10 protein-coding genes are annotated in these 12,706 nt (G+C 48.1%); 7 read left to right on the forward strand and 3 right to left on the reverse strand.

What is annotated here, in order from left to right:
- Positions 1-39: 39 nt before the first annotated feature.
- Positions 40-1,938, reverse strand: coding sequence for a DNA topoisomerase IV subunit B (gene parE, locus EDC45_RS02440; protein ID WP_133543095.1), 1,899 nt, complete (start codon positions 1,936-1,938; stop codon positions 40-42).
- A 218-nt stretch (positions 1,939-2,156) separates the two neighbouring features.
- On the opposite strand from parE, the gene EDC45_RS02445 reads away from it, so the two are divergent.
- The 7 genes from EDC45_RS02445 (at position 2,157) to glyA (ending at position 10,250) form a co-directional block, all read left to right on the forward strand.
- A complete protein-coding gene (locus EDC45_RS02445) occupies positions 2,157-3,980 on the forward strand; it encodes a protein-disulfide reductase DsbD (protein WP_133543097.1) in 1,824 nt (607 codons plus the stop codon).
- 127 nt (positions 3,981-4,107) lie between these two features.
- Positions 4,108-4,518 carry a DoxX family protein gene (locus EDC45_RS02450; protein WP_133543099.1) on the forward strand — a complete coding sequence of 137 codons (411 nt, stop codon included), beginning with the start codon at positions 4,108-4,110 and terminating at the stop codon, positions 4,516-4,518.
- 150 nt (positions 4,519-4,668) lie between these two features.
- Complete coding sequence (locus EDC45_RS02455; RefSeq protein ID WP_133543101.1) at positions 4,669-5,151, forward strand: YbaK/prolyl-tRNA synthetase associated domain-containing protein; 483 nt, start codon at positions 4,669-4,671, stop codon at positions 5,149-5,151.
- A gap of 87 nt (positions 5,152-5,238) precedes the next feature.
- Positions 5,239-6,840, forward strand: coding sequence for a bifunctional phosphoribosylaminoimidazolecarboxamide formyltransferase/IMP cyclohydrolase (gene purH, locus EDC45_RS02460; protein ID WP_133543103.1), 1,602 nt, complete (start codon positions 5,239-5,241; stop codon positions 6,838-6,840).
- Positions 6,841-6,912: 72 nt separating this feature from the next.
- On the forward strand, positions 6,913-7,521 hold the full coding sequence (locus EDC45_RS02465; protein ID WP_133543104.1) for a hypothetical protein: 609 nt from the start codon (positions 6,913-6,915) through the stop codon (positions 7,519-7,521).
- A gap of 28 nt (positions 7,522-7,549) precedes the next feature.
- Positions 7,550-8,839 carry a phosphoribosylamine--glycine ligase gene (gene purD / locus EDC45_RS02470; protein ID WP_133543106.1) on the forward strand — a complete coding sequence of 430 codons (1,290 nt, stop codon included), beginning with the start codon at positions 7,550-7,552 and terminating at the stop codon, positions 8,837-8,839.
- Positions 8,840-8,987: 148 nt separating this feature from the next.
- The gene (gene glyA / locus EDC45_RS02475) at positions 8,988-10,250 is read left to right on the forward strand and encodes a serine hydroxymethyltransferase (protein ID WP_133543108.1); all 1,263 of its coding nucleotides are present in this window, start codon (positions 8,988-8,990) and stop codon (positions 10,248-10,250) included.
- Between the two features lie 46 nt (positions 10,251-10,296).
- Here glyA and EDC45_RS02480 read toward each other — a convergent pair whose 3' ends face one another.
- Positions 10,297-10,914 carry a class I SAM-dependent methyltransferase gene (locus EDC45_RS02480; protein ID WP_133543110.1) on the reverse strand — a complete coding sequence of 206 codons (618 nt, stop codon included), beginning with the start codon at positions 10,912-10,914 and terminating at the stop codon, positions 10,297-10,299.
- A 253-nt stretch (positions 10,915-11,167) separates the two neighbouring features.
- Entirely contained in the window at positions 11,168-12,556 is a 1,389-nt protein-coding gene (gene trhP, locus EDC45_RS02485; RefSeq protein ID WP_133543113.1) for a prephenate-dependent tRNA uridine(34) hydroxylase TrhP, read from the reverse strand.
- Positions 12,557-12,706: the final 150 nt, after the last annotated feature.

Here is a 12,706-nt window from a genome sequence, read left to right on the forward strand (position 1 = left end):
ACGGGGATAAAAAGTGCGGTGATTTTCGGCCGAGTTTTTTTAAACGGCGAGATCCGCTTGGTCTCCTTTACTTTGCAGCCAGTTTTTACGATCTTCCGCCCGTTTTTTCGCCAGCAACATATCCATTAATTCCAGGGTTTGCGCCATTAGATTTTCATCCTGTTCATAGGTCAGGCGCACCAGACGGCGGGTATTCGGCTCCATGGTGGTTTCGCGCAGCTGTGTCGGATTCATTTCCCCCAGCCCTTTAAAGCGCTGTACGTTAGGTTTGCCTTTTTTATGGCGCAGGCGATCGAGAACCGCTTGTTTTTCGCTTTCGTCCAGGGCGTAGTAAACCTCTTTGCCTAAATCGATTCGATACAGCGGCGGCATCGCCACATAAACATGGCCGTTTTGCACCAGTCGCGGAAAGTGGCGTACGAACAGGGCGCACAGTAGGGTGGCGATATGCAGACCGTCGGAATCCGCATCGGCCAGAATACAAACCTTGCCGTAGCGCAGTTGGGACAGATCATCGCTGTCGGGATCCACCCCGAGGGCGACGGCGATATTATGCACTTCTTCGGAGGCCAGAACCTGATCCGAGGAAACTTCCCAGGTATTCAGAATTTTACCGCGCAGCGGCAGAATCGCCTGGTATTCCCGATCTCGGGCCTGCTTGGCGGAACCGCCGGCGGAATCCCCTTCCACCAAAAATAATTCGGTTTTATCCAGATCCTGTTGGCTGCAATCCGCCAATTTGCCCGGTAAAGCGGGGCCGCTGACCAATTTTTTACGCACCACTTTTTTGGCGGCGCGCAGACGTTTTTGAGCGGAGTTAATGGCCAGCTCCGCCAGTTGTTCGGCGATTTGTACGTTTTGATTCAGCCACAGGCTAAATGCGTCCTTTACGACGCCGCCGACAAATACCGCACTTTGGCGTGAGGACAGGCGTTCTTTGGTTTGCCCGGCAAACTGCGGATCCTGCATTTTGAGGGATAGCACATAGGCGCAGCGATCCCAGACATCCTCCGCACTCAGTTTTACTCCTCGCGGCAATAGATTGCGGAATTCACAGAATTCGCGCATTGCATCAAGCAGGCCCTGGCGCAGACCGTTTACATGGGTTCCGCCCTGAATGGTGGGAATGAGATTGACGTAACTTTCCGCAATCAGATCGCCGCCTTCCGGTAACCATAACAGCGCCCAGCTGACCGCTTCGCCGCTGCCGCTGAATTCTCCTACAAAAGGCGTTTCCGGCAGGCAGCTATAGTCCCTCACCGATTCGCTCAGATAATCGGACAGGCCGTCCTTATAGCACCAGCTTTCTTCCGTGTTATTGACTTTATCGATAAATTTTATCTGTAAACCGGAGCAGAGTACCGCTTTGGCACGTAGCAGATGACGCAGGCGGGCGACGGAAAATTTTTCGCTGTCAAAATATTTCGGGTTAGGTTTGAAATGTACTTTGGTGCCGGTATTACGTCTGCCGCAGCTGCCGATGACCTGTAAATCTTCGATTTTATGGCCGTTGGCGAAGACGATTTTATAAATTTGTCCGTCCCGTTTAACCTGCACCTCCACCCGTTCGGACAGGGCGTTGACCACGGAAATCCCGACCCCGTGCAAACCGCCGGAGTAGGTATAATTTTTATTGGAGAATTTGCCGCCGGCGTGCAGTTTACACAGAATAAGTTCGACGCCGGAAATTTTTTCGGTAGGGTGAATATCCACCGGCATACCGCGACCGTTATCAATGACTTCAAGGGATTGGTCGGGATGTAAAATCACTTCGATTTTATCGGCGTAACCGGCCAGAGCTTCGTCAACGCTGTTATCGATAACTTCCTGGCCTAAATGATTCGGGCGGGTGGTATCGGTATACATGCCCGGGCGCAACTGAACGGGCTCAAGGTCTTTTAAGACGGTAATCGCTTGTGCGGAATAATTATCTGTCATGGTTTTATCGGTTTTTTAATGTCAAAAATTAGCGGAATTCTACCAAAAAAGTCGGCGCATTTCGACCGCACTTTTGCGCCTGCTCCGGTAAAAACGCCTTTATAGGCGGTTGGAAACAGGTAATGGCAGTGCTGAACTCCGAGTTGTCAGGCTTTTTATTCTTCTTTGTATAAATTATGTTAAAATTCGCCGGTAAGTTTATTTTATTGCGGGGAATAATGAAAAAGTTTTTTCTGTTTTTAATGTTATGGATAACGGCATTTTCCGTATCTGCGGGGCTGTTCGGAACCAAATCTCGTTTTTTAACAGCGCAGGAGGCCTTTGTATTTACGGCCGAAAGAGGTGATGATTCACTGCTTTTACAATGGCAGATCGCACCGGATTATTATTTGTATAAAAAGGAAATTCGGGTTGAAGTTTCGCCGGGTGAAACTGGCGAAGTGAAATTCCCGGCGGCGGAAAAACATCAGGACGAATTTTTTGGTGAAACGGATATTTTCCGCCAGCAATTGAGCATTCAAGTTCCGGTGCGCGGAGTTACGCCGGATAGCCGGATTTTGGTTAGCTATCAGGGCTGTACCGCCGGGTTCTGTTATCCGCCGGAAAGTCGGGAAATGCGCTTCGGAGATATTCCCGGCGCGCTGAATTCAGCTTTGTCTGCGGGAGAGAATAAACCGGCGGAGAGCAAAGAGGAAGAAGGCAAAAGTGCGGTGGAAAAAGCGCCGAGTTTTTCCTATGGACAAAATTTAGCGCAGCCGCAAGGCAAGACTTCGACCGCTCCGGCTCTGGCGGAAGACCTCAGCGCTCGCTTGTTTCAGACAAAATTCGCCGTATGGGGATTTTTTCTATTAGGGCTGGGGCTGGCTTTCACGCCTTGCGTGTTGCCCATGTTGCCGCTGCTTTCCGCCCTGGTAATAGGGCGCGAGAAGCGACCTAATACAATGCGCGCCTTTTTGCTCAGCCTGGTTTATGTACAGGGCATGGCGCTGACTTATACTCTGCTGGGGCTGATTGTTGCGGCCATTGGTCTGCCTTTTCAGGTGGCGTTGCAAAGCCCCTATGTGCTGATCGGGTTATCGCTGATTTTTATTTTGCTCTCTCTTTCCATGTTCGGCCTGTTTGACTTACAGCTACCGAACGGGTTGCAGAATAAACTGTATCGTCTGAGCGAAAGCCAGTCCGGCGGCGCTTACGGCAGTGTATTCCTAATGGGGCTGGTGGCCGGCCTGGTGGCTTCTCCCTGTACTTCCGCTCCTTTATCCGGCGCCTTATTGTATGTCGCCCAGAGCGGCGATTTGCTGATCGGCGGCTTAAGCCTGTATTTACTTGCTTTAGGTATGGGCTTACCGTTGATGTTAATCACCCTGTTCGGTAACGGTATTCTGCCAAAATCCGGTCCTTGGCTGCTTAAAGTGAAAACCGCATTTGGTTTTGTGATGTTGGCATTGCCGATATTTTTACTCTCCCGCCTGATTACACCGCTCTGGGAGCAGGCGCTATGGGCGCTGTTGGCAACGACGTTCTTGCTGTGGCTGGCGTTTTCCGCAGGTAAGGGTAGGGCGGCGATGCTGTTGCGTATTCTGGCGCTAACGGCGGCTATTGTGGCGGCGGCGCCCCTGCAGACAATCGTCTGGCATTCTGCTACCGATGCCGGGCTGAGCAAGCCTGATGACGAGGTTTTTCAAAGCATCGCTTCCTATGCCGAATTGCAACAGGCTTTGAAAAATAATCCGCATGGGGTTGCCATGTTGGATTTGTATGCGGACTGGTGTGTGGCCTGTAAGGAACTGGAAAAATATACCTTTAGCGATCCCGCCGTACGTAATGCGCTGAAGGACAGAGTATTATTGCTAAGGGCGGATATCAGCAGAAACAGTGTGGCGAATACGGAGTTGCTGACCCAACTAAACGTTTTGGGCCTGCCGAGCCTGATCTTTTTCGACCAACAGGGGATTGAGCTTTCGGGTACACGTATTAACGGTTTTATGTCGGCTGCGGAATTTTTAAACTTTATGAAAGAATACCGGATAATTTCCGATTGATTTTTTATTTTCGGTTGAAAGTGTTTCTTTGCCGGCGGGGTTTTTCCAATCATGCCGAATTGCTATGATGTGCGGCGTTGCATAATCAGTGCAAAGATTATAAATCTTGTTTTTACGAGGAAAGAAAATGTCATCATCATTAAATAAATTCAGCCCTTATGTATTGGCTTTCGTGCGTATTATCGCCGGCTATATGTTTTTATTGCACGGTACGGCAAAATTCTGGGAATTTCCGATTTCCATGACCGGCGGACAGGGCGGCGTCGAGCTGTTTTCCCAGCTGGGTGTCGGCGGCGTATTGGAAATTGTCGGCGGCCTGCTGCTGATTTTAGGTTGGTTTACCCGTCCCGCCGCCTTTTTACTGGCCGGTGAAATGGCGGTTGCTTATTTCGGTATGCATGCTTCCGCTTCCGACGTATTATTACCTATTGCCAATCACGGCGAGCTTGCCGCTTTGTATTCCGTGCTGTTTTTATATTTCTTCTTTGCCGGTGCCGGCGCCTTCGCTTTGGATAATAAATTCCGCAAGGGGCAATAATTTCGTTCTGCCCCCGGCAGCTTGCCGACATTAAACCGGGGCTACCCATAATACCTTTAGGCCTGCCTTTGCGCAGGCCTTTTTACGGTTTTCTTCTCCCCTTAAACCTGATAGATTATTCTCACCTTCTCAATGTTGCGGAGAAATTTCATGTCGGAAAAAACTTTTCAAAAACTGACCGCTCTTTTTGAACTTCATCAGGCTCGCTATTCCGTGGTTGAACATCCGAGTGCGGGAAAATCGGAAGAAGTGGCAAAAATTCGGGGTACCGAACTGGGGCAGGGCGCTAAAGCTTTGCTCTGCGTGGTAAAGGGTAAGGGAACCAAACAATATGTGCTGGCCGTATTACCGGCGGATAAGAAAGCGGATTTAACTAAAATCGCCCTCGCCTTCGGCGGCAGCCGCGCCTCGCTGGTGAGCCCGCTGGAAGCTCAGCAGTTGACCGATTGCGTATTCGGCGCTATTCCTCCCTTTAGTTTTCACGAGCAGCTGAAACTGGCGGCGGATCCTTTATTATTTCAGCGTTTCGACGAGTTGGCCTTTAATGCAGGTACCTTAGAGCGTTCCATTATCCTGAATACGGAAGACTATAAACGTATGGCAAATCCGCACTTAATCGAATTTGCGAATTAAAAAGCTATCCTTTGCGCAACCGTTTGCGTTATAATGTGCGACGTCTTTTGTTTCACTCTTTATTTACTTTTGTTGAAGGAATTATTAATGCAAACAGTTCGTCCTATTCGCCAAGCATTACTCAGTGTTTCAGATAAAAAGGGTATTGTTGAATTCGCTCAGGGGCTGGTACAGCGCGGGGTTAAGTTATTGTCCACCGGCGGTACCGCCAAATTGTTGGCTGACAAGGGGTTGCCGGTAACCGAAGTTTCCGATTATACCGGTTTTCCGGAAATGATGGACGGCCGGGTTAAAACCCTGCACCCGAAGGTACATGGCGGCATTTTAGGTCGTCGTGGTATTGATGACGAGGTGATGCAGCAACAGGGAATCGAAGCTATCGATATGGTGGTGGTGAATCTTTATCCTTTTGCCGCAACGGTAGCGAAAGCGGATTGCAGTATGGAAGATGCGGTAGAGAATATCGATATCGGCGGACCCACCATGGTACGCTCGGCGGCCAAAAACCACAAAGATGTCGCTATTGTGGTAAATAACGGCGATTTTAATGCAATTCTGGAGGAAATGGACAGGCATCAGAACGGCCTGACCTTGGAAACCCGTTTTGATCTGGCGATTAAGGCATTCGAACATACGGCGCAGTACGATGCGATGATTGCCAACTATTTCGGTCGTATGGTGAAACCTTATTTTGCCGCCGAGGAAGAAGATAAAAACGCAAACTGCGGCCAATTCCCTCGCACCCTGAATCTAAATTTTATTCGTAAACAAACTATGCGTTACGGTGAAAACAGCCACCAAAATGCTGCTTTCTATGTGGAAAAAGAAGTTACCGAAGCCAGTGTCGCAACGGCAAAACAATTGCAGGGAAAAGCCCTTTCCTATAACAATATCGCCGATACCGACGCCGCGCTGGAATGTGTAAAATCTTTTGAGGAGCCGGCTTGCGTTATCGTTAAGCATGCGAATCCGTGCGGCGTAGCTTTAGGTCGGGATACGCTGGAGGCCTATAATCGCGCCTATCAAACCGATCCGACCTCCGCTTTCGGCGGAATTATCGCCTTTAACCGGGAACTGGACGAGCAAACGGCAAAAGCCATTGTGGAACGCCAGTTTGTGGAAGTGATTATTGCGCCGACGGTGTCCGCCGCCGCCGTAGAGGTGGTGAAGGCTAAAAAGAACGTGCGCTTATTGGCCTGCGGCCCGTTAACTAAAGCGCAACCGCGTTTAGATATGAAACGGGTGAACGGCGGGTTACTGGTACAGGATGCGGATTTAGGCGAAGTGGGCATCGAAGATCTGGAAGTGGTGAGTAAACGTAAGCCGACCCGACAGGAACTGGAAGATATGTTGTTCTGCTGGAAAGTGGCGAAGTTCGTTAAATCCAATGCCATCGTTTATGCTAAAAATAACCAGACCATAGGTATCGGCGCCGGCCAGATGAGTCGTGTTTATTCGGCGAAAATTGCCGGAATTAAGGCGCAGGACGAAGGGCTGCAGGTGAAAGGCTGTGTGATGGCTTCCGATGCTTTCTTCCCGTTCCGCGACGGTATTGATGCGGCGGCAAAAGTCGGTATCGAATGTGTTATTCACCCGGGCGGTTCCATGCGCGATCAGGAGGTGATCGATGCGGCGGACGAGCACGGCATGGTGATGGTTCTGACGAAAATGCGTCATTTCCGCCATTAATCGGAAAGAAGCCTGCCGCTATCTGTGGCGGCAGGTCGAATCGGTAGCGAATTAACGTCTAAAGCAGGAAAAATGATCAACAAAATTTTATCTGTTAGCCTTTGCTTTTTAGCCCCTGCGGTTGCGGCGCAAGCCCCCTTTAAAGTGGTCGGCGAACAAATTGATTTTGCCGTACCTAGTTATGCCAAACTGGCATTTATGCAGGGAACGCCGGCGGGTGAATATCAGGCCGAATATGTGGATAAAAGCGAAAGTGTAGAAAGCTGGAAAAAATTCTTTATCGGTTACAAACGAATTAATCAGGGCGATTTTAAACAGCTGGTCGCCGCCAATGTAAAAGCGCTGCCGCAGCTTTGCTCTAATCTTACTTTTTCGAAATTCTATCGGCATAAGGATCCCTTCTATAAAGCGGGCGATATTATTAGCTGGGTGTTTTTTTGCGCAGATAAGATGCCCAATGCTCCTTATGGCGAAGGGACGGTGATGACCTTTCTGCAAGGCGAGGATTTTTTGTTTCAGCACTGGAGCGCCTGGCGCCCGACAAGTGCGGATTTAGGCGCTAATAATCTGGGGATTGATAAGCAGCGTTTAGCTCAGCTGATTCGCTTGGGCGGAACCGTTAATCTGTGTAATAAAGAAGCCGGCAAAAAATGCTACCATAACAATTTACAGCCTGAGTAAGGGCGATTTAAATTAATAGGAACGACATATGAACATATTAATTATCGGCAACGGCGGTCGTGAACACGCCTTAGCATGGAAAGCGGCGCAATCGCCGTTGGCGACAAAAGTGTTTGTGGCACCCGGTAATGCGGGAACGGCGCAGGAAGCGAATATTGAAAATATCGCTATCAGTGCGACGGATATCCCCGCCTTGGTGAAATTTGCTCGGGAAAATGCCGTTGAACTGACTATTGTCGGCCCGGAAGCGCCTTTGGTAATCGGCGTAACCGATGCTTTCGAACAGGCGGGATTAACCATTTTCGGCCCTACTAAGGCGGCGGCGCAGCTGGAGGGTTCAAAAGCCTTTACCAAAGATTTCCTGGCCCGCCACAATATTCCTACCGCGGAATACCGTAACTTTACCGATGTGGAAGCGGCACTGGCCTATGTACGCGAAAAAGGCGCGCCTATCGTTATTAAAGCGGACGGCTTGGCGGCGGGTAAAGGGGTTATTGTCGCCATGAGCTTGAGCGAAGCGGAAGAAGCGATTAAGGATATGTTGTCCGGTAATGCCTTCGGCGATGCGGGCAGTCGTGTGGTAATCGAAGAGTTCTTAGCGGGTGAAGAAGCCAGTTTTATCGTTATGGTGGACGGCGAACATGTGGAGCCTATGGCGACCAGTCAGGATCACAAGCGTGTGGGCGAAGGGGATAAAGGGCTGAATACGGGTGGCATGGGCGCATATTCGCCGGCTCCGGTAGTTACTGCGGAAATTCATCAACGGGTGATGGAGCAAATTATTTATCCTACCGTGCGGGGGATGGCGGCGGAAGGTAATACCTATAAAGGTTTCCTCTATGCCGGATTGATGATCGATAATCAAGGCCAGCCGAAAGTTATCGAATTTAACTGTCGTTTCGGCGATCCTGAAACTCAGCCGATAATGATGCGAATGAAATCCGATTTAGTCGAACTTTGTTTAAAAGCCTGTAAGGGCGAACTGCATCAGATTCAATCTCAATGGCATCAACAAGCGGCCTTGGGAATTGTGTTGGCGGCGCAAGGCTATCCCGGCGATTATCGCAAGGGTGATGAGATTCAGGGCTTGGTTCCAGCAAGCGGTACTGAGGAGAAAGTGTTCTTAGCCGGTGTGGCCGAAAAAGCGGGTAAACTGGTTACTAACGGCGGACGGGTGCTCTGCGCCACCGCATTGGGTGCAACCGTATTTGAAGCGCAGCAGAAAGCATTGCAGTTGGCGGAAAGTATTCAATGGACAGGGCGTTTCTATCGTCGTGATATCGGCTACCGTGCGGTGGCAAGAGAGAAAAAAGCCTAAAAAAATACCGCACTTTCGGCCTTTTGCCCCGATGATGTATTATTTTCATCATCGGGATGAAAAATTCGAGGCTAAATTTTAATTAAATATTTTGACCTAAACGGGTACACTAAAGCATCTTTCACACCACCTTTAAGAGGATAAGACAATGTTAAAAAGAAGTATGAATATCGCCGATTATGATCCGGTGCTATGGCAGGCTATTCAAGACGAAGATCGTCGTCAGGAAGAACATATCGAATTAATCGCTTCCGAAAACTATGCCAGCCCGCGCGTCATGCAGGCACAAGGTTCGCAGTTAACCAATAAATATGCGGAAGGTTATCCCGGAAAACGTTATTACGGTGGTTGTGAATACGTAGATATCGTGGAACAATTGGCGATCGATCGGGCGAAAGAATTATTCGGTGCGGATTATGCCAACGTACAGCCCCATTCCGGCTCACAGGCTAATGCGGCGGTATATATGGCTTTATTGGAGCCGGGCGATACTATTTTAGGAATGAGCCTGGCCCATGGCGGACACTTGACGCATGGCGCTTCCGTCAGCTTCTCCGGTAAAATTTACCGTGCCGCTCAATATGGCATTACCGCAGACGGCGTTATCGACTATCAGGCGTTGCGCGAACAGGCGCTTGAAGTAAAACCGAAAATGTTGGTAGCAGGTTTTTCCGCTTATTCACAGGTGATTGACTGGGCGAAAATGCGTGAAATCGCCGATGAAGTCGGCGCATACCTGTTTGTGGATATGGCCCATGTGGCGGGGCTGATTGCTGCCGGTATTTATCCTAACCCGTTACCGCACGCCCATGTGGTTACCACCACAACTCATAAAACTCTGGCGGGTCCGCGCGGCGGTTTAATTCTGTCTGCCGCCAAAGACGAAGAAATGTATAAAAAACTGCAAAGTGCGGTGTTCCCTGCCGGTCAGGGCGGCCCGTTAATGCACGTAATTGCGGCGAAAGCGGTTTGCTTTAAAGAAGCATTGGAACCGGAATTCAAAGAATACCAGAAACAGGTGTTGAAAAATGCTAAAGCCATGGTGGAAGTATTTAAACAGCGCGGTTTCGATGTGGTATCCAATGGTACGGAAAACCATTTATTCCTGGTCAGCTTTATTAAACAGGGTATTACCGGTAAAGCGGCGGATGCAGCCTTAGGTGCGGCGAATATTACGGTAAATAAAAACTCGGTGCCTAATGATCCGCAGAAACCTTTCGTAACTTCCGGTATTCGTGTGGGTACCCCTTCGGTAACTCGTCGCGGCTTTAAAGAAGAAGACGTGAAGGCGCTGGCCGGTTGGATGTGCGATATTTTAGACAGTATCGGCAAAGAAAATCATACTGAAGTGGTCGAATCGACTAAACTTAAGGTATTGGAAATCTGCCGGCGTTTACCGGTTTATGCCTAAGCATAAAAACGATATTTTAGCGGCGATATTTCGCCGCTTTTTCTTTTTAATCGGCTAATTTCTTTACATATAATTGATAAAGTTGCTGCATTTGAATAACCTGCAGTTTACGCTGATAAGTATTGACATAATGATCCACTGCCGGTTTGACGAGTAAGTAATGATCATCTTGCGTAGGTCTGTTTGGAGACCAAAGATAATCATCAAATGCGATTATGCCGCCGATTTTACATAGTCTATGCGCGAGTAATGCATCAAATAGTACGTCGGGCGCTTCATGCGAGCCGTCAATATAGATAAAATCAAAATAGTTGGCATAACCCCGAGCCAATAAGTCGATCATCGCCTGATGAGAGGATTGTTTAAATTGAAGGATCTCAATATTGGCTATTTGCTGAGAAATCAAAGAAACATTATGTAAAAAACGTTGTTCCGCCTCCGCCATATTAATATGGCTATGTTCAACGGAGCCCTGCCAGGTATCGACACAACAGATTTGAACCGAACTCTGGAATTTTCTTGCTAATTCGGCAAAAAAGACGGTAGAGCGCCCTTCAAAAGAACCTACTTCTAAAATAGTTTTTGGCTGAATATGACTAAAAATATTAGTTAAGGGGGGAATATTGTGGCTGAACCAATCTTTAGAAAAAATAAAATTAGACATAATTCATACTCTTATTTTTAATTAAGCGCTTAAAAATTATAGCATTATTATCCGTGCATAATATTTTATTCTTTTTCCGCGGAAACAGAAAAAACCTGGTAATAGTATATCACTGCGAATTTATTCTTTGAGGGGAAGATTTCCATAAAAAAAGCCCTTTCAAATCGAAAGGGCAAAATATTTGGAGTCATACTTTTTAGAGTATGGTTAAATTATAGGGATAAATTTAACAAATGCAACATAAATTTAACAATTATTTTTTATCATGGGGATTTCTGGTGTTTGTACCGCTCAGATTACGCATCAGCAGTGCATAATCCAGGGAGATATCCTGCGGAACCTCAAGAAAAACAAAATGGCCGTCGCCTAAAGCGGCTTGGGTTTCTTCGCCTTTCGGGTTTAGCATGCGTTCGATTTTAAACAGAATATTACCTTTCGGGGTCATCATTTCCACTTCGTCGCCGAGTAAAAATTTATTTTTTACCGCCACTTCCGCCATTCCTTGCGCATTACGCCGGCCGGTAAATTCTCCCACAAATTGCTGACGCTCGGAAACGGAATAGCCGTAATCATAGTTTTGGTATTCGTCATGGGTATGGCGGCGTAGAAAACCTTCGGTATAACCGCGGTGAGCAAGGCTTTCCAGGGTATCCAACAGACTTTTATCAAAAGGTTTGCCGGCGGCGGCATCATCAATAGCCTTACGATAAACCTGAGCGGTGCGTGCGCAGTAATAGAAAGATTTGGTTCTCCCCTCGATTTTTAACGAATGAACGCCGAGAGCGGTTAATTTTTCCACATGCTGTACCGCACGCAGATCTTTCGAATTCATAATATAGGTGCCGTGTTCATCTTCAAAGGCGCTCATTTGCTGCTCGGGATTCTGAGTTTCCGCCAATAGGAAGACTTTATCCGTTGTCGGGCCAGCACCTAGGGTAGGAGCAACATTTTTAATTTCGATTTGCTGTGCGGGATCCACTTCCACCGGAACGATATTACCGCTTGCATCGGTCGTTCCTTCTTCCACTTTATATTCCCAGCGGCAGGCATTGGTGCAGGTTCCCTGATTCGGATCCCGTTTATTAATATAACCGGACAGCAGGCAGCGGCCGGAATAGGCCATACAAAGCGCGCCATGTACGAAAATTTCCAGCTCGATATCCGGTACTTGCTGCCGGATTTCGGCAATTTCTTCCAGAGAGAGTTCGCGCGATAGAATCACACGGGTCAGCCCCATTTGTTTCCAGAATTTCACCGTAGCCCAGTTTACCGCATTGGCCTGTACCGACAGATGGATATCCATGTGCGGAAAATTTTCACGTACCAGCATAATCAGCCCGGGATCGGACATAATCAAAGCATCGGGCTGCATATCGACAACAACCTTTAAATCCTTAATAAAGGTTTTCAGTTTGGAGTTATGGGGGGCGATATTCACTACCACATAGAATTTTTTGCCCAGCGCATGAGCTTCATCAATCGCGATTTTCAGATTGGCGTGATTAAACTCATTATTACGTACGCGCAGGCTGTAGCGCGGTTGTCCGGCATAAATAGCATCGGCGCCGTAGGCAAAGGCGTAGCGCATATTTTTTAATGAACCGGCCGGGGATAAAAGTTCTGGTTTAAAGCTTGTCATAATTTTCTCTTTTCTGATATCAAGTCAGTGATTTACCCGGGGTAAATCTTAGGGGATCTGCATTTTAGGGCGATTTAAGGATTTGTAAAGGACTAATTCCCGCCGTCGAAATTAAAGCTTATTGTTTATTAATTTAATTCATCCAAACAATGA

Source organism: Mesocricetibacter intestinalis (genome assembly GCF_004363295.1).
Taxonomy (GTDB): Bacteria; Pseudomonadota; Gammaproteobacteria; order Enterobacterales; family Pasteurellaceae; genus Mesocricetibacter; species Mesocricetibacter intestinalis.